The sequence below is a fragment of the Halobacteriovoraceae bacterium genome (genome assembly GCA_020635115.1).
Taxonomy (GTDB): Bacteria; Bdellovibrionota; Bacteriovoracia; order Bacteriovoracales; family Bacteriovoracaceae; genus JACKAK01.
The window spans coordinates 159,096-178,007 of record JACKAK010000006.1; the positions used below are offsets into that span (position 1 = coordinate 159,096).

Consider the following 18,912-nt stretch of genomic DNA (forward strand, 5'->3'; position numbering starts at 1 on the left):
TAAAGAGTATTAAGTACTTTCTTTAAATAATTATGCGAATTTTTCTTACAAAAATCTAGCTATGGCAAGAACATCTTATCGAAATCTCTAAAGGCCCATATCATATCTTAGACCCACTGTGGCATTTGATTCTTTTGAGAAAAGAAGGGTTTTGTCATTTTGAGAAGAAGATATAAAGAGGTCTATATTATAAAAAACTTCTTTATCTAGATTAAAAACATATGAATTTTGATTTACTGCATAATCCAAACTATAACTTATTTTTTGCTTTTCAAAGTTTTTAAAGAGGTGAATCCCATACTCACCACTACGATTTAAATCTGCATAACTTACGATATAGGGATTAATGAAATTGAGCTTTAAGTTTCCTTCTATTAACCTGGCCTTAAGTCTAAGTTTGTAATTCTTATTAAATTCTACTTTTGTAGAAGGTTTTAGAGCTTTTTGAACGCTCCCAACTTTTGCCAAAGTTGATCCTTTTTCTGCATGCTTAATTTCACCGGAAAGTCTTCTATCGGCATATTTAATAAGATTTTTTGTTAAATTATTCTTTCTTTCTGTTTCGTCTGGTCTTGAAATATTTAATCCACTAAGGTTCCAGACTTTATACTCATGGTCATAGCGCTCCCAATTATTCCAATTGTCTATCATTTGTTGATAAATACCGGCCTCATCATGGACAAATGTGTAATCCATCCAGATTTTAGGTCTAAGAGGGGTCGGTGTGAGATCATCGTCTGGAATATGGCTTGCGATTGTTCGACTTTGTATCTTTTTAGTACTATTTGGATTTATCTGAGTCTTGTCATCTGCATTTGCTTTATGTGCACTACAAATAAGTGCAAAAATACACAGACTGTCTAATTTCTTTACAGTTTGTAGTATTTTCATACTCTGGAATAATGACCTAAATACCTTATATAACATAATATTTTTGCTCTCCAGCTTATTGTACTGCAAATTTTTTGCCAATTTTAGAGAGATGATTGTAAAAGGTGAACTTTTAAAAGTTGAGTTAAAACATACCACTGAACTCCAGATTTACTCGATGTTTCTTCTAACTCTTTGGAGACCAATTATTCTACTCTTTATCAAAAGGTAAAAATTCAAGTTGATTACCGTCGTCTCTAGAAATGGTTGGCAAAAGGCCACTTGGAACAGTTTTAGGGTGATTGAGTGAATTGTCAAAATACCCTTTTTTAACTGCATTTTGATCCCATAGACTGAAGGATATAAAATCTAATAGTGCTTCAATCTCAAAATTATTCAATTGTACTGGAAAAAGCATATTGCTTTTAGGTTGCCTAGTGAATTTCATATTTTGGTATGGAATAAGAGGATCAAGTTGAAAAAATGAATCGAAAAAGCCTGATCCGGCCTTTTTTCTTGCAATAAAATCTAAATCCACTGGCCCCCTAAGGTGATATTCAATGACTCTACGAAGTGTCTGTCTTGCTATTTTTTTCAAATCTCTGAAATCCTTTAATATCCCTTCGCCTCTTTCAGATCCATGATGGTAGTAAGGGTAGGTTTCAATAACATTTCTCAATTGAGGTACTCTGAATTGGAAACAATCAGTAAGGTTTTTTCCAATAATACCTTTTCCAATATCTGGATGGTAGTTTGTGTTTGCAAAATGAGTCTTTCCTGAAACGATACACTTTGGAGTTCTTCCAAATGGAGAGTCACCCGGTCTTATAAAACCTGTTCCACTTTGGAAAAGTTGAGCAGATTGAGTGAGTGGACTTCTTTTGTCACTTTTAATTCCTAGGGAAGCAAATCCATCTCCAAACAATGGAGGAGCATGGCATGATACACAACCAGCACCATTGTATTTTTTATCACCTAATCGAAAACTTTCGCCTATATCTGTAAGAAATACTCCAAGTCCAATAAGTTCATTTAAAGGGAGTATATTTTCACCTTTTACAAATCGGTCATATGGCGAGTTGTTTGCAACGTGAGTTGATACGAAAGAAGCGAGAGCAAGTGATAGATTGCGATCGTTTATTTTTCCATTTTTAAAAGTATTTTTAAATAGTTCCATATATTTTGCAGAGTTTTGTAATTTGGCAATGGCAATGGCCAAACATTCATTTCGGGTAGGTATTGAAAGTGCGCCGTTTTTTCTAAATGTTGGTACATGGGTAATGATTTCTTTAGGAACATTAAATCTACCCGTATCAATTCCTGTATGAGGATCAGCGTAGTGGGAATGAATTATCAGTATTTTTTTATTTTTAAAGATCGGGCCATTTTCACGGAAAGGATTTTTGTTATATAGAGGGTGAGGAACTGGATTTGTTCCACACATTTCCACTCCTGTATGGATAGGCAGCAATACTTGAAATTTTAAATCACCAAACCTTCCGTCATGGAAAAGACCTATATTTTTGTAAGGATCAGCTCTGTAAACAACATTAAGAGTTGAGAGGGAATTTCTGAACATGAATCTCTTACCTTCTCTTCCTAGTCCATCACTTCCAGTATTTCTATTGATAGATAATTTACCTGTTGCAAAACTTTCTCCAACATTATCACCGTTTGGGCCACCCTCACCTAATGCCCCAACATTCAACGAGTTTCCATCTGCAAATCCATGGTTTGTCAGATGGCACGTAGCGCAGCTCACATCATTATTCCTAGATAATATGGTGTCACTAAAGAGTAGTCTCCCAAGCTCAATTATTTGTTTAGAAGGAGTAAAACCTAGAACTTTGTCATACTCGGGAGTAGGAAGTTCTTTTAAATTTACTTTGAATTGAGTTCGAATTTCATCAGAAATTTTTGAAATTTCAAAATTAGGTTTCTGATAAAATAGTCCAAAAACATAAATAATATAGATGAAAAGTGGAGGAAGTATGAGAAATATTTGCCTCATATTTTTCCTAGTTTCCAGGAATATTTTGATAGGAACTGAGCCCAATTCTAGTTTTCTTTTGGTAATCATTGCATAATTCGTATGGAGATAGAGTTCCTTTATTTTTTCTAGTTTGAAATTCGCATCTATTACCTAAGATAAAATAGTAAGTCTCAATGAGAGATGGCCTATCTTTTTCTTTATTGAAATAAGTTACAAAACCTGCGCCTTCAACTGCGCGAGTATCTTCTAAAACTGGAAATTGAGAAATTTTCATTTTATTAATCGAATAATCTGTTGATAAACCATCACTCTTGAGACCATATTCGACTATGAAGAGTTGAGGAAACCAATTCATTGGAGCAGTTTCAATATCACCATCATCGCAGTTGCCTAGAGAACCCATAGGACAGCATCTAACGAAAATTTTGTCTTTGCCATTTTTTTTATAAACAAAAGGTCTTCTTGTTAATCCTTTTATTGATTCTATTTTAGTTTGATTATCGATTTTATCATCATTCATATTCAATAGACCCTCTGCAGGTGAACATCTTGATATAAATGTTGAATCAAGGTTTAATTTTATATTTAGTCCACCATCTGCGTTTTCATTTGGGATTTCAATTCTTCTATAAACTTCTTTAGTATGAGAATCGACAAGGAAAGGGATTTCATTTTTATTATTATACCCTCTTGATACAATCATATCGGACATAGAAGTTTGAATTTCGGTTAAGATTTCATTATTTTCTGAGTAATCAACTTTTTTCGATAAAAGTGTTTCAGAGTCATTCATTAGAGTATTATCCATATCAAAATAACGCCAAATAATATCCTTCGATCTTTTGACCATTTTAATAAATAAGATCCTTTGCATATGTTTTTGTTCTATCGTTTGTTCAGAATTAAATTTATGCTTTTGCATCTCGATGTATTGATGTTGCCCTAAGTATATCAATAAAGTTGATACAGTAACTGCAACCATCATCTCAACAAGTGAAAACCCCCTGGAGTCTACTTTTTCAGTTGTTTTCAATCACAATCCTTTGATCAATTCCCATTTTCGATAATGCTATTTTAATTTGAATAAACTTTTTAAAATTTCCAGCATAATGCCTATGGGCCAAATCTGAATCACTTGTTGAAAAATCTGAAGTAAAAAAAGACTTTGTTAATTTAACCATTCCTTCGTCACATGTGGTGCTTTGGTCAATATATTCTTTGAATGAAAAAGAATAATTGAAATTTCCCATATCTTTGAAACATGCCAGATGTGTTGGAGCAATATCATCTTCACAGTCGCTTCCTTTTACATATAATCCATATTTTTTATAGACAATATTCCCAAATTTATCAACAACAAGAGGTTTAGCGTTTAAACCATCATTTATACAAAACGCCTTTCGTCTAAACCAGGCCTTTGAACCATCATTTTTGGATGGATCAATTCTATACAAATAAAGTGAACCATACATATCTAAATTAGATTTTAATTCATCAGCAGGTTCACTTTGTAGTTTTACAGAACTATTCCATAAACCTTCCATAAAAGTTGAACTTGCGATAGAAGGAATTTCTATCTGGGAAGGTCTTTGCACATATTTATCAGTTCCTTGAATGAATACTTTATCATTCTCTTTTACGAGTGCAACCCATAGTGGATCTAAAATCTGAGAAACATCAGCTGGATTGTCGAAGATATCTATAAATTTAAAACCTTCTGAAATCCCACCAATTTTATGTGCTGGAAAAGTATGTCTGTAATGAATGGGCTGGACTAAAGAATAAGATTTAAGTAGAGACATAGGTGTAATTGGTGGAATAAAGACTCCTCCAGCATTATTACACTGAATATTACCATCATTTATATCTTCAGAACGATTGTCACTGCTTTTAAACCAGTTGTTGTTACTATCAAAACCCCTTGCTTCACCGTTAAAACTTGGTTTATCAGATCTAAAATATGATAGGGTTAACTTACCATTAGGGTCATTTTCTGCTTTTGCACAAAGAAACGCTTTTCTTTTCGTTAAGTCTGGTACATGATTCGAAACTCCAACTTTTGAAGGTCTATTTTCTTCCGTAAATAGTATTCCTCTATGTTGAATTGAATGAAAAAGCAAAGCTCCCTGTCTCATACTACTTGGATTTTTAAAAGCAGAATAGATATCGTAATTGATATCTCTGGCCTGAATTAGTCCTCCTCCATTAAAGTGAATGGCAAATCTTTGGGCATTACTATTTATTGTATCATTGAGATACTCATAATGAGGGAGAGGAAAACCAAAATGATCTCCTTCAATTCCAACCCAAAATTCTTTGTATGCCGATTCGAGATTATCAGAATTATGAAAAAAACTTTCTAACTGACCTTTTTGTGAATAATTTTCAGGAGCAATAAATATTCCTCTTTTGGCAAGATTGACATATTTATAATAAGAATTACCATCACTTGAGTTCACCAAAGAAATACTGGGCGATTTCTTTACAGGATCCATCAGACCTTGGGCCAACTCAGCTTTATTTGAAACTTCTTGAGTATCAAACATATCTTCTAAATTTTCTTTTCGAGAAAACTCAAGCCCCATTAATAAACATTTTTTATCAGCTTCATACTGTGAGTACGAGTTAATAGAAAATGTGGTATCAACTCCAAAATCTTTGTAAAGTCTATACTCTCCAAAAACATAACATAAAATGGGCAATTGATCTGTACATGGTCTTGAAAAGTATTCTAATTGACCAGAATCATTTATTTTTCCAGATACACACTTATGAACATTTAAATCACCTGAAATACTATTCGTTGTCGATTGAAACGTATCTAAATTTATACTTGAAGTTGCTTTTAATGAACACTCAGGAAATTGTGAATCAAGTGGTTCTGCCGGCAAATTTTCCATGGGGCCAAAGGTTTTTAATCCAAATCTATCGCAGGCCTTTGTGTAACAACTTGTACAATTAATTTCAGGAGATTCAATATCCATCTGTTCGTTGAAAAAGCTCTTACCACTTTCATCTATGAGGTGGTAACCAAGAATAAATTTAAAAAGTTGATTTCCTTCTTTAGAGTTATATTGTGTAGATGGAAGACAAACTTTTCTACATAGATTATTTGCCGAGTTAATACTTCCTTTATCTTTTATATTAAATACGAGGTTATAGATTCCACTTCTAGCTGAAGCTTCTCCTCCGATTCTCATTGGAAACTCAAGAAATGGTTCTTCTTTGAATACTTTTTCATTTAAATCATATATTTTTTTATAGTATTCATCCTCTTTACCCTCTTGTTCACTGACAAGAATATATTCTTGAATAACGGAATTCTCTGTCTCTATAACATGTCCCATCGTTAATTCAACAACAGTATCCAGATCCCCGTTAGAAACATTATAATCCTTTTCACCATTTTTGATTTGAGCAACTGGTCTAAATCGTGGATTTAAATTTCCATTTAATGATTTACTCTCTCTATTAAATTCAAAATTAGTTTGTACAAAAAGATCATCATATTCTCTTTGAGAACTTGACTCAGAAGGACATCTAAACCATTTTTCATTACATGATACAGCAACGTTTTGTTCTACATCAGACTTAATAAATTTTTGGCCATTTACTTCATATAGAAAACCGGTTTGAACTTGAGATCTACTATATTCAACATTTACAACGGGAGGTCTATCATTAACTAAATTAAAGGAACCTGTATTAACAACCAAATCTGGATCTCCTGTACCAGGGATTGTTCCCGTCATGCTAAGTTTTGCACCATTTGAGTGGCAATAATCAATATTTCCGGCCCAAAAAAATGATTCCTTACTATTGATTTTGATGATGGGATCATTATCATTATTTTCAGGATTATAAGTTCTTAGAGCTACGACACTACGAATTCTAAAACCAATATCTTTAACATCATCTTTTAAGTTCTTGTTCAAAGTAAGATCAATAATATCAAATAGCTTTGCCCCACTATCATTAATGGGATTTAAATTCATAGGAATGACTTCAACAACACCATACATTAAATCTTTATGTTTTTCAGGAGTTGTCTCTCCTACATTGTCTGAGCCAAGAATTCCCTCTGAGTCTTTATATTTGAAGCATTTAAAGTAATTCGATTCAACGAAATTTTTTTCCACAATGCAAGGGTGACTATCAAAGATATCTTCTTCAGGAATGGAGTTTACTAATTCCCAGTTTGGAATTTTATTCCATTCAGAGTCTGAAAATGTGGGAGAACTAGAAAGATCAGATTCACTCTTCCTTGAATCAAACAAATTAAGCTCAATCAGACCAACTCCACTGCTTAAGTTAGAACTTACTAGCTCACATAAACCTTTCGTATGTAACTTATCTTCAGACGAAGTATCTTCAACGTTTAAATATTTATCCTTACTGTAATTCAATATTTGACTTGCATAGGTTGAAAGGGAAACTGATGTTTGAATTTTAACTGTTGTTTGCGTCGCAGTTTGCATCAGTTTTGTAACAACAAGTCCTGCTCCTCCAAGTATTGCAACCGACACGAATAACTCAGTAGATGAAAAACCAAATATATTCTTATAAATATTTTTCATATTCTCTCCTAATGACTTGGCACTGCAACAAATCGAATTATAGTCTTAACTTCAGCAAATTCTTCTTCATGTACAGGAAGACCAATTTCACTATATTTTTTCGACCAGTCAGGCTCAAAAATTCGGCTTGGTTCCAATACTGCAAGAGATTTGGATTTATATTCATCAGGAAGAGAATTACATTCTACATTAGTTACTATAAATTCATCTCTATTTGCAGCATCGAGATCAAAACAGGAAACTTCTACAGAATAGTCGACTTGACCTCCATCATCATGATGCTGCTCTTGCCTTTTTTCTAAAGATGTTCCCGCATCTTCCGATTTCCCTATCAAAGAAGAGTTTGAAGTGGCTTGTGTTATTAGTCTCTCTTCTTTGACAATTTTTTTCATGTATTTACAGTCAACGTAATCTGTAATTTTTTTTGTTTGTCCAGGAAGTAGAGGCTCTTCAGTATTACTTACTATGTCTAAAGATCTGTGAAATCCAGTCCCAGACTTATCTGTGTAGTATTTAGGATTATAGGTTGTTTTTACATCCAATGAAAGGCGATAGATAATTCCAGGACCCTTATTTGTAATAACTAGAGGAACTTTGGCCTTAGAATCTAGGAATTCTTGAGGGCCCCTGCATGGAAAATTCGGGTCCATACTTATATTTGACTGGCAGTAGGCCGCACAACTAATATCGGCCGCTCCTGCATTGATATGAAGTTCAGAAAAGGGTCTTCTCACATCAGAATAAGATACAATTGAAGATTTTGCATCCTCATCTTTGATTTGTGTCTCATCGTTTCCGAGATTTTCTGGAGTGAACTTAGTTTTAACCTTGACGAGAACAACTTTTGTATCACTGTCATATAAAAGACTCTTGGGCGGAATTCCACCGATGAGACTTTCGTAAGTATTTTCCTTTGACCAGTCAACTAGCCTAAATCCGATGTATGTAGATCCAACAACACTTTTAATATTATCACTATATTTATTAAATTTGTAGGTTAAGAAATTTTCAAATCCCTCGGTTTTAATTTCTTCGGAAGTAGGGATTTCAAAATTATAATCATTTGGGTGGGCCTTAACTGACTCATCTTGGGTTACTCCTTTTAATTTATCACCACCCCAGATGCATTTTCCTGAAACAGATGAATTTTCTAAAATTTCACCTTCATATTCGCGACACCAAATTATATTTGCTGAAATCATATTTTCAGCTGCAGATAAGAGCCTAGAGTTAGCTAATTGCGCTTTATCCTCATTGAGAGCAAGAATTGCTTGATTTTTCCCAATATCTGTCAAATCTAGAATTGTTACTGCCGCTGCGGTCATTCCTGCTGTTAAAACGACAGTTGTTAAGAGTGTTCCGCCTTTTTGATTCAAACACTTTTTTGTATTATAGAAAAACTTTAAAATCAAAAGAATAGATTTCATACCCCTCCCTATCAAACTTCCCCACATCAAGCATATTCCAGGAGGTTAAAAAATAAGAAATATTTCCTATATCTTATTGAAAATATATCTGAACTACATCTGAAACAATGCCAATTTTTTTTGCCTTTACCTACACACCATCAACAAGTTCTCTAGATTCATCCATTAAACTCTTGAGTATTTTTTGAGTTTCTTTGTCAATATTCATATCTTTGGATTTTGCGTTCATTGCCTTAATGAATGCATTGGCCGACACATCTGCTGAAATTGCATTTTTCTTAGTTGTTTTTGACTTAGGTAAAACTTCTGCACTACCACTTTTAAGGGCCTTTTTTAATTGCGCCCTTTTTGTTATTTCACCTGCGTTTATTTTATTCAATATCTCTTTTTTAAGATTATTATTTGGAATTGCTGCAAATTCAATTAATACATACTTCTCAATGTCATAAACTTTTGCAGATTCTTTAATATTCTTTGGCAGCTTTGCAATGATCAAGCTTCTATGAACTTCAGTTTTTGAAATTCCAAGGGCCTCGACTATTTTTCTCTCACTTGATTTTGTTGCTTTTTGGTAATTATAAATTCCATCTGCCTTGTCTATATAATGTAGGGCCTCTCTTGAGGAGTTTTCAGAAAACTGTATGGCCATTAACTCTTCTTTAGATTTATTATCCAAAACAAAACATGGGGCCTTCTCCATATTTATAGAGCTCATTGCCCTAAATCTTCTTTCTCCACAAATCAATATATGTTTATCACCTTCTTTGTTCAAAACAAGTGGTTGAATAAGACCATTGGCCTTAATATTTGCTGCCAACTCTTTAATTGAATCATCATTGAATTTCGTTCGGACTTGGGCCTTAACTGTGATGTCCTTCAGTTTTATCTCAGTCAGCTTGGCCCCTCGAAGTAGTTTATCGTCAGATAAATTAAAAATTTCCTGACCTACTTTTTGTGCTAAATCAATTGAGTCTCTTTCTCTTTTAGATACTCTTGGTGCAAATTCTTTTGCCATAACACTCTCCCTGTGTATTCAGAAATGTAGTCTTTATAGATCTAACGATTCCCAAAGTGCATCATAGTCTTGCTTTCCTCTACTTCTTTTTCCAAACTTAAATATTGGTCGTTTTAGAGAAATTGATTCTTGCATCTGAACAAGATTACGCACAGGAGGGGTTATATCAAATGATTGAGCTAGCTCACCGATTCTTTGTCTTTCAATTTTCCTTCTTGAATTAAACATGGAAGGGATTATTGAAAACTGAAGATTTGGATTCTCTGTATCCTTAATAATCTCAAAAGTATCCATCAATTCTTCAAGTCCATCGATTGAATAATCCTGTGCTTGAGTGGGTATGAGTATCCTATCACTAGCAACAAGAGACATGATAAGTTCATCTCCTAACATCGGAGGGGTATCAATGACAATATAATCGAAATCTAAACTTGCTTCACTCAATCTCTTTTTGAGAAGCCTCTCTTTTCTTCCTGCATCTTTACGAATTTCACCCTCAGATAAAATAAGTAATTTTGATAAATTTGCAAGATGCCTACTCGAAGGAATGAGTTTTATATTCTTGTAAAACTCATCATCCCCTTCAATTTCAACGATGACATCCTCTGTTTCAACATCGCCAATCAGCCATTCAGGAATTAGTGTCCTCTGAATTGTCACGTTCAATGTTGAGCTTAAATTGGCCTGTGAATCTAAATCAATGGCCAAGACCTTTTTGCCCTTATTTGCTAGATGACATAAAAGTTGATAACACTGCATGGTCTTTCCGACCCCGCCTTTGTTATTGGCGACTGTGATAACTTCCATGATACCCCCTTCCTTGTCGCGTTTTAACGAAAAAGTTTTTCGCATCTAAATTGTATGAAGACAAAAAACACTTCGTCAAAAAAATTACTTTATAATATTCTTTTTTTACAAAGTTTATTTTAGACTCACTGCATATCGATATGTTTCTCCTCTCTTGCTAGAAGTGAAGAAAAATTCAAAAGGAAAGGTCATGCCTATTAAATCCCTCACTGTACAAGAACTAAAAGATAAACTTGATGCTGGAGAGTCACTGACATTAATTGATTGCAGAGAACAAGAAGAATGGGATGAAGGACATATTAAAGAGGCCATATTCATGCCTTTAAGTACATTTAAGGAAAACTTTAAAAATCTTAAAGTTGAAAAAGGCTCACAAATAATAATTCAGTGTAGAAGCGGTAGAAGAAGTATGAGCGCTTGCTATATTTTAGAAGATAATGACTTTACTGACCTTTATAATTTAGAAGGGGGAATTCTCGATTGGGAGAAGGCCGGACTTCCAGTAGAAAGATAAATTCGAGAAATATGATAGATCTATTTGGAAATAACATTGAAAATACAGAACCTATTACTCAAACTGAACTTAGCGATGAAGAAGTTCTTTTTGAAATTGATCAACTTAAAGCTGAGTTGAAAGAAAAGCTAATTATTTTAGGCCATCACTATCAGCAAGATGATATTATCCGCTTTGCTGATATCAAAGGTGATTCTCTAGCATTGGCCCAAAAAGCAAAAGAGACAAAAGCAGAATATATTATGTTTTGCGGAGTACATTTTATGGCCGAAACAGCTGATATCGTAACACATGGGAAACGAACAGTAGTTCTACCAGATCTAAGAGCAGGTTGCTCTATGGCGGATATGGCCAGTGCTGAAGATATCAATAAAGCATGGAGTTTTTTTAAAAGTGCTACAGATGAAAAAATTGTCCCTATTACATATATAAATTGTGCTGCAAGTTTAAAATCTTTTGTTGGTAAGAATGAAGGAAGTATTTGTACCTCAAGCAATGCCAAAAAAGTAATCAAATGGGCCTTAGAAAAAGGGGATAAATTACTCTTCTTTCCTGATCAACATTTGGGTAGAAACACTTGCTTTGAACTTGGAATACCACTTGAAGAAATGGTTGTTTATGATCCAAACTATCAAAATGGAGGACTCTCGTCCAAACAAATTCAAAACGCAAAAGTTATATTATGGTATGGACTTTGCTCGGTACATCAAGGTTTTACAAAAGAACAGGTGTTAACTATTAAGAAAAATAATCCTAGGATGGAAGTGATAGTTCATCCTGAATGCAATTTTGAAGTTTTTTCTGCTGCGGATGATGCTGGTTCTACGGCGTATATAATAGATAAAATTAAACGAGCTCCTGCAGGTAGTGAATTTGCAGTTGGGACAGAAATAAATTTAGTCAATCGTCTAGCGCATGAAATGACTGATAAAAAAATAATCTCCCTCTCTCCTTATCAATGTTTGTGTACAACCATGTATCGAATTCGCCCAAGATGGTTGCTTGCCTCTATGCGGGCCATAAAAAACAATAATCCCATAAATGTAATCAAAGTGGATAAGACAACGAGGGAGTTTTCTCTAAGAGCGCTTGAAGCTATGTTTAAAATTACTTAAGGATAATTTAGCTCTCTCATGACGCGATAAAAATAGACTCGATTTGCTGTTATGTTGGCAAGATTGTACCAAAATTGCTATAAAGATTCATTAACATGAGGTTCACATGATCTATGCAGATTACAATGGCTCAGCGCCACTTGCTGAGGAAGTTAAGGAATATATTACTAACCGAATTATCTCGGGTCCTTTTGCCAATCCAAATGCAATTCACTATTTAGGACAAAAAGTAAAAATGGCCATGGAGAATGCAAGATCGGTTTGCGCAAAAAATTTAGGTGCGACTCCAAGACAAATTATTTTTAATTCTGGCTCTACAGAGGGGATTAATACTGTTTTTCATTCCATAATGCATGGGCAAAAATCAGAAGGTAAAGGCCTTATGGTTATATCGGGAATTGAGCATTCGGCCGTCATTAAAACTGCCAAGTCCTACCAGTGCGAAGGATATGATTTAGAAATTATTGAAACTCTTCCAAATGGGGTTGTTGATGTAGAAGATCTAAAAAAAATAATTTCTAGAAACCATAAAAGAGTAGCAGTAGTTGCAGTAATGGCCGCCAATAACGAGACAGGGGTTATTCAGCCTTTTCAGGAAATTTCTCAAATTTGTAAACAATCGGATATACCATATTTTTGTGACACGACTCAGTATATCGGCAAATATCCCTTTAATTTTGAGGAATCGGGATTAGACTTTGCAGTTGTGGCCGGCCATAAAGTCGGGGCCCTCACGGGTACGGGAATTCTCATTGCAAAAAGGCCAACAAATTTGAAAACTCTCATTATTGGGGGAGGACAGGAAAATGGTTTAAGGGGTGGAACACAAAATTATCTTGGAAATGAAACTTTGGCCGTTGCTTTAGATGCAATTACAAAAAACTTTCACCGACTCGAAGCAATCAAGTCGAAACGTATCGAATTTGAAAATAAACTGAAACAAGCTTTCCCAAATATTGTCATTATGGGAGAAAGTGCTCCCAGATTGGCGTCAACTACCTATGTTTCATATCCAGGAGTACATGGACAGGCAGTACAAATTGAGCTAGAAGCTCAGAATATATTTGTGACTACATCTTCAGCATGTTCTGACAATGAACCAGTAACTTCAAGGGTGCTTAGAAGTATGAATGTTAGTGATGAGGTTGGAAGAGGGGTTGTCAGAATTAGCTTGGGAACCTGTTGTTCACTAGACGTTTATGACGAAATTTTTGAGGCCTTAGTAAAGGCATATAAAAAACTTGGTAAGATTGATAGCTTTTAAAAATAAATACATATTTGCAATACTGATTGTCTTGGGTTGTTCACATCAAGTGGCCAATTTGGGAAGTATGCCCAAAAATAGTCTTCTTGAACCTATTGAAAGTGGAAATTATGTTCAATATTTTCTGATTACTGCCAGTAGTCTTGCTCAAAATAATCAGACTGATTTGCTTCACGAATACGTGGATATTTCAAAAAAAGAGTTTGGAAATTCGTTTAAGTCAATTCACTTAGGAGATATTCAAGAAAGTGATAGTGGAATATTTGACATTTACGGAATTTCTTCTCCTTATAATAAAAAAATAAACTCTAAATTATTAGGTAGTAATATTGAGAGGATTAGAGGTCCTTTGCAAAATGAACTTGCAGAAAAAAATATCATTTTAAAAAGTGGTAAAAACAGGATTGGCCTAATTCATATTGTTAAACGTCCTAAAGAAACAGATCTTGATCACTTATACGAGGACTCAATACTTACATATCTCAAACAAAAAAGTATACTCAATTTTAAGAAGGTGGATTCACTTGTAGTTCTGGCAAATTTTGGTTCAAATTGTGTTGGTTTTGCCAGAGGAGATCAAATTTCATTTACAGATTTTCCTAAAACTCAACTATACTGTGACAATGATGATCCTCTGCTTATTTTTATTAAGCGACTTCCATTTGACAGACCAAAAGTTATCATCACAACAGGCGAACGATTTGCAGTTGGAAACATCAGAGATATTCCAGTCATACAAATCCAAAATGATTCAAAAAAATTTCATCTCTTAAAACTAGTATTCAACGGAGAGTATAAAGAATTGAATAAGAGTTTATCAGTTGTGACATGGCCAATTCAAACCTGCTCTTATTTTTATGAAATTGATACATGTGAAAAGGGCCTAGGGGACAGTAAAGAGACTAGAAGTGCACAATTTCTAGGCCATAAAATTAGATCAAATACACTATAATTGTTAATCTTTGCAAATGAAGTTTCCTGTTTCATCGCAAACAACTTTTAAGCCTTTTTGACAAAATCCAGCAGAATTCTCACTTTTACAATTGGTTTTCAGAAATTTTCCAGTATACAGATTTCCTCTTGGACAAGCAGGTGAGCCCAACTCTCCACATCTATCAATTCCACAATATTTATTATATTTTCCAGGGCATTTAGAATATATGACTCCATAATATCCATACTTACATTGGAAACATTTGTTGGCCAATTTGATATTACAATTTTCATCATAGAGCTGACAGGCAACTGCTCCATTAGAATATGTGTCTGTTTTTTTTCCAAGGGAAACATTTTGAATGGGAACAAAATTTGGATCTAAAATAAAGGTTCCTTTTATAAAATTCTTTGTTGAACTTTCTTCATATCTACTAAATGAATTGTCATCTATGTTTTTTGATAGATTATAAAAATTTATTGAAAATTTTCTTGGATCATTTTTATAATTAAAACTAAATATCATTTTCGATTTTTTATAAAATGAAAATTTTAAAACAAGATCTTTTATCTCACTGACTTTGCTAATTAATTTCCCTTTGGCAAATGAGCAAAGTTCTTGTTTTTTTACTTTAATCAACTCTAAATTTCCATTAGATGAAGTCTCATTAGAAGGTACCTTATAGATCAAGCAAAATTTTTCTTCTTGAGTATTCAAAAATGAAAACAATGGCCTAAAGGTATTGTAGGGATGAATTATTTTTTTCCCACTTTTAAGATTTGTATCAATTTTTTCTACAATCACAGAATGAGAAGTTGCTAGAATAAGGTGAGATTTGAAGAGATCAAAATCACTATGAAAAAGTTGACTTGCAAAAAGAGAAGCAGAATAAATAAAAAAACAAAGTTTAATCATAAAAAACTTCTCTCATACATCGAAACCCAACCAGATATTGGTCACTCCCACCAAATTCTTGAATTTGACGATTCTCATCTGACCAATAAACTCTTTTACCTAGTTCGTGCCATTTTGAATGTGGTTCAAGAAACTGTCCACTAAGTTTTAGGTTTTTCTGAGGTTCAATAGGGTTATACATGACTTCGAGACCTCCTCCAATGACACTAAAAATGCCAGTCCAAGATGATCCAGAAAATAAAGGGTCTTGATTAGGGAGAAGTTCTGGGCAACCTTTCACCCATGCAAGTTTGCAATCTTCAGGTCTAAGTTGATATATTTCATTTTCTTTATTTAGGTCTGCAGCAATATTTAGGAAACTTTTACTGTTCTTATTTGACCATGGGTATCGCCCTCGAAGTTTGCTTGGAACGCTAAACTGTCTACCTTGATCTACAGGTTTGAAAGAAGCTGCATCGAAGACATGTGCTTGAAGTAGTTTTTTTCCTCTTGAAGCGCAAAACAGTTGCATCTCTTCAATACTTAAATCAGAGGCGGCCATAAAGTCTTCATCATTTCTAAGTTTATATCCAATATTTTTCCAAATTTCTATTTCACTGCGCAACACAGGGCGTTTATCGACAAAAAGATGTCGTCCATGATTATCCCAAGTCCATAACTCTTTTTTAGGATCAACTTCTCCATAGGCATAAATTTTTTGAGGAAGATAGGCCTCATGACACGTATCCTCTAACAGGACTTTATAGATTTCATTTTTCATTCTTGAGGTATGTATATTGAGATAATAACCAAATCTAGGGCCTACGATACCAGAAGAAAATTCTTTTGGTATCACATTCAAATATTGGCCATTTACTTTTTCAATGTAGGCCATAGATTCATTAGTTTGGATATGAGGACGTTTATTTTTCTCTTGTGATTCAAAGTAGCAATCCAGAAATTTTGGATTGCAACGTAAATGTTCATTGTCCAGGCGTCTTAAAAGTTCGAGATTACTGCAAGAGATTTTTTCACGAAAGAGAAAGTCTGAAAAATCACCTTCAAACCACAACTTGCTTACTTCTTTAATCGCTTCTTGAATTGCAATAAGGTTACTAGATCTGTTGATAATTTTTTCATTTTCTAAATAAGAATTTCCCAAAAAGAAGAGACAAACAACAAAACCCATCAAAAGGACAAGAAGAAAATTTTTCCTCATAAAAAAATTCTCCTTTTTGAGGATTCACTAGATACTGGCGCTGCCATAAACTTAAAGCTATAATATAAGAGGGAAAATAACAAGGAAGTAATATGGATTGGATTGAAATTGCAAACAGCGAAAATAAAAAAGAAAGAAATATCCTTTCTTACCATGATTATTACACTCTATTTGAAAGAACTCCGAGACAACATGCAAGACCTTCTTTTGTTTATCTGAAAGATATGTTTGATTTTTATGGGAGAGATTCAGAAGATCATTTAAATTTGTTTCTCCAAAAGGATGATGAGACAACTCCAGTTCATGGGCAGTATGACACTCAAGAGCAAATCTACAGAAATCTCGTTAATTTTTATGAAGAAGGTCTCAATAATAAATTTATTTTATTAGTTGGCCCAAATGGATCTTCTAAATCTAGTCTTGTCAAAAAAATGATGCGAGGTCTTGAAAATTATTCTCAAAGTGAAGAGGGGCAACTCTACACTTTCAGTTGGGTTTTTCCTATTGATAATTTTGTGAAAGGAACACTAGGTTTAAATAGTTCTCCTACTGAGACTTCTATCAATACCTATGCCTATTTAGATGATAAAGATATAAATGCCATTTTAAACTCTGAGCTAAAAGATCATCCACTTCTTCTCATTCCTAGGCAGTATAGACAAAAGCTTTTTGATGATTTTTTTCAAAATGATATAGATTATTTAGATGCGATCAAAAAAACCTACCTATACCGAGGGGACTTATCAAAAAGAAATAAACTTATCTATGATGCTCTTTTAAAGAATTATAAAGGCAATCATTTTGATGTACTTAAACACATTCGAGTTGAACGATTTGAAATCAGCAAGCGATATTCTAACGGAGCAGTTACAATTGAACCTCAACTTCATGTTGATGCAAGATTACAACAAATTACAATGGACAAAAGACTTGCCTCTCTTCCTCCGAGTTTACAATCGCTCAATTTGTTTTCAACTCAAGGAGAAGTTGTACTGGCCAATAGAGGAGTGTTGGAATTTTCTGATCTACTGAAAAGGCCTCTTGACACTTTTAAATATCTTTTGCAAACGATGGAAAGCGGAAACATAAATCTTCAAGGTATTTTAACTGAACTTGATATATTCTTTATTGGTACTTCAAATGAGATCCATCTAACAGCATTTAAACAACATCCCGACTTTAATTCCTTTAAGGGCCGTTTTAATTTTATTAAAGTTCCTTATCTTTTAAATTATATACTAGAAGAAAAAATTTACGAAGATCAGGTCCAAGGTCTTTCAGATAATGCTCAGTTTGCTCCACACGCAATTAGAGCTCTATGTATGTTTGCAGTTTTCACAAGACTTCGTTCACCTTTGGCAAAACACTATCAAAATAATAAATTGGCAAAGATTGTGACCACACTTACTCCACTTGAGAAAGCACAATTACTAAGTGAAGAATTTCTGCCACAGAGATTAGACTCTGAAAGTAAACAGCTGCTTAAGCAAAATATCAAAGAAATAAGAGATGAATATATAAATTCTAACCTTTATGAAGGAAAATTTGGTATTTCCCCTAGAGAAATGAAAAAAATTATTTTCGATTTGGTCGCTGAATATAAATCTATTACCTATATAGAGGTATTAGATTTTCTAGAGCAACTTATAGAAAAAAGGGATGAATTTGACTTTTTAAATATGACTCCTCAGGGCGACTATCATCATCCTGGCCATTTTGTTAATCTCTTACGCGATTATTCACTCGATGAATTCGATAAAGAGTTACGCTCGTGTCTTGGTTTGGTAGACAATAGGTCTTACGAAGAATATATCAAACGATACGTTGAAAACATAAATGCTATGATCAAGGGAGAAAAAATTAAAAATGCGTTCTCTAATCGATTTGAAGATCCAGATCAATATTTTATTAATGAGTTCGAAAAAAATATAAATCTGAAAGAGGATCCAAAAACATTCCGTTCTCATTTAATCTCAAAACTTGGCGCCTATTATTTAGATAATCCTCACACTACAATAATTTATATTGACGTGTTTCCAAACTTGGTAAGCAGGCTACAAGAATCCTTTCGAAATGAACAAAAACAACTTATTGAAATTATTTCAAATAATCTTGTGTATTTCACTTCCGAACTAAATGACGATGGACAGTCCACTCCTATGTCTAAAGAAGGCAGAGAACTCATTACAAAAGTTTTAAATAATTTATGTAAAACCTTCAATTATTCTCAAGAGGCCGCTATATCATTATTAAAGGAGCTCATTAAAACCAAATACTAGTGAT

General features: G+C 33.7%; 14 protein-coding genes. 5 read left to right on the plus strand and 9 right to left on the minus strand.

Translation table 11 applies throughout. The annotated features are described in order from the left end of the window. Positions 1-87: 87 nt before the first annotated feature. The 7 genes from H6622_10835 to H6622_10865 all read right to left on the minus strand — a co-directional run bounded on the left by H6622_10835 (position 88) and on the right by H6622_10865 (position 10,689). A complete protein-coding gene (locus tag H6622_10835; GenBank protein ID MCB9062008.1) occupies positions 88-891 on the minus strand; it encodes a hypothetical protein in 804 nt (267 codons plus the stop codon). Between the two features lie 190 nt (positions 892-1,081). Beyond that, a complete protein-coding gene (locus tag H6622_10840; protein ID MCB9062009.1) occupies positions 1,082-2,881 on the minus strand; it encodes a hypothetical protein in 1,800 nt (599 codons plus the stop codon). A gap of 7 nt (positions 2,882-2,888) precedes the next feature. Continuing rightward, on the minus strand, positions 2,889-3,896 hold the full coding sequence (locus H6622_10845; protein MCB9062010.1) for a prepilin-type N-terminal cleavage/methylation domain-containing protein: 1,008 nt from the start codon (positions 3,894-3,896) through the stop codon (positions 2,889-2,891). Then, positions 3,883-7,440, minus strand: coding sequence for a hypothetical protein (locus H6622_10850; GenBank protein ID MCB9062011.1), 3,558 nt, complete (start codon positions 7,438-7,440; stop codon positions 3,883-3,885). The genes H6622_10845 and H6622_10850 overlap by 14 nt, the downstream gene beginning before the upstream one ends. Before the next feature lie 8 nt (positions 7,441-7,448). Further along, a complete protein-coding gene (locus tag H6622_10855; protein ID MCB9062012.1) occupies positions 7,449-8,867 on the minus strand; it encodes a hypothetical protein in 1,419 nt (472 codons plus the stop codon). 130 nt (positions 8,868-8,997) lie between these two features. Next, positions 8,998-9,882 (minus strand): ParB/RepB/Spo0J family partition protein, encoded by an 885-nt coding sequence (locus tag H6622_10860; GenBank protein MCB9062013.1) that lies wholly within the window; start codon positions 9,880-9,882, stop codon positions 8,998-9,000. A gap of 33 nt (positions 9,883-9,915) precedes the next feature. Continuing rightward, complete coding sequence (locus H6622_10865) at positions 9,916-10,689, minus strand: ParA family protein (protein MCB9062014.1); 774 nt, start codon at positions 10,687-10,689, stop codon at positions 9,916-9,918. A 190-nt stretch (positions 10,690-10,879) separates the two neighbouring features. On the opposite strand from H6622_10865, the gene H6622_10870 reads away from it, so the two are divergent. From H6622_10870 to H6622_10885, 4 genes are all read left to right on the plus strand, one after another. Beyond that, the gene (locus H6622_10870; protein ID MCB9062015.1) at positions 10,880-11,203 is read left to right on the plus strand and encodes a rhodanese-like domain-containing protein; all 324 of its coding nucleotides are present in this window, start codon (positions 10,880-10,882) and stop codon (positions 11,201-11,203) included. Between the two features lie 11 nt (positions 11,204-11,214). Continuing rightward, complete coding sequence (gene nadA / locus H6622_10875) at positions 11,215-12,318, plus strand: quinolinate synthase NadA (GenBank protein ID MCB9062016.1); 1,104 nt, start codon at positions 11,215-11,217, stop codon at positions 12,316-12,318. Between the two features lie 106 nt (positions 12,319-12,424). Beyond that, positions 12,425-13,582 (plus strand): aminotransferase class V-fold PLP-dependent enzyme, encoded by a 1,158-nt coding sequence (locus tag H6622_10880; GenBank protein MCB9062017.1) that lies wholly within the window; start codon positions 12,425-12,427, stop codon positions 13,580-13,582. Beyond that, a complete protein-coding gene (locus H6622_10885) occupies positions 13,560-14,534 on the plus strand; it encodes a hypothetical protein (GenBank protein MCB9062018.1) in 975 nt (324 codons plus the stop codon). Before H6622_10880 ends, H6622_10885 begins: the two co-directional genes overlap by 23 nt. Positions 14,535-14,537: 3 nt before the next feature. Here H6622_10885 and H6622_10890 read toward each other — a convergent pair whose 3' ends face one another. Continuing rightward, positions 14,538-15,431: a hypothetical protein gene (locus H6622_10890; GenBank protein MCB9062019.1), complete on the minus strand. Its 894-nt coding sequence runs from the start codon at positions 15,429-15,431 to the stop codon at positions 14,538-14,540. Continuing rightward, on the minus strand, positions 15,424-16,629 hold the full coding sequence (locus H6622_10895) for a hypothetical protein (protein MCB9062020.1): 1,206 nt from the start codon (positions 16,627-16,629) through the stop codon (positions 15,424-15,426). Before H6622_10895 ends, H6622_10890 begins: the two co-directional genes overlap by 8 nt. 92 nt (positions 16,630-16,721) lie before the next feature. Between H6622_10895 and H6622_10900 the strand changes: the two genes are divergently transcribed. After that, the gene (locus H6622_10900) at positions 16,722-18,908 is read left to right on the plus strand and encodes a hypothetical protein (protein ID MCB9062021.1); all 2,187 of its coding nucleotides are present in this window, start codon (positions 16,722-16,724) and stop codon (positions 18,906-18,908) included. Positions 18,909-18,912 lie beyond the last annotated feature (4 nt).

Coding starts and splice junctions, on each gene's coding strand:
- nadA (MCB9062016.1), top strand. CDS start 11,215: ATGATAGATCTATTTGGAAATAACATTGAAAATACAGAACCTATTACT.
- H6622_10835 (MCB9062008.1), bottom strand. CDS start 891: ATGAAAATACTACAAACTGTAAAGAAATTAGACAGTCTGTGTATTTTT.
- H6622_10850 (MCB9062011.1), bottom strand. CDS start 7,440: ATGAAAAATATTTATAAGAATATATTTGGTTTTTCATCTACTGAGTTA.
- H6622_10880 (MCB9062017.1), top strand. CDS start 12,425: ATGATCTATGCAGATTACAATGGCTCAGCGCCACTTGCTGAGGAAGTT.
- H6622_10900 (MCB9062021.1), top strand. CDS start 16,722: ATGGATTGGATTGAAATTGCAAACAGCGAAAATAAAAAAGAAAGAAAT.
- H6622_10870 (MCB9062015.1), top strand. CDS start 10,880: ATGCCTATTAAATCCCTCACTGTACAAGAACTAAAAGATAAACTTGAT.
- H6622_10890 (MCB9062019.1), bottom strand. CDS start 15,431: ATGATTAAACTTTGTTTTTTTATTTATTCTGCTTCTCTTTTTGCAAGT.
- H6622_10860 (MCB9062013.1), bottom strand. CDS start 9,882: ATGGCAAAAGAATTTGCACCAAGAGTATCTAAAAGAGAAAGAGACTCA.
- H6622_10855 (MCB9062012.1), bottom strand. CDS start 8,867: ATGAAATCTATTCTTTTGATTTTAAAGTTTTTCTATAATACAAAAAAG.
- H6622_10895 (MCB9062020.1), bottom strand. CDS start 16,629: ATGAGGAAAAATTTTCTTCTTGTCCTTTTGATGGGTTTTGTTGTTTGT.
- H6622_10840 (MCB9062009.1), bottom strand. CDS start 2,881: ATGAGGCAAATATTTCTCATACTTCCTCCACTTTTCATCTATATTATT.
- H6622_10865 (MCB9062014.1), bottom strand. CDS start 10,689: ATGGAAGTTATCACAGTCGCCAATAACAAAGGCGGGGTCGGAAAGACC.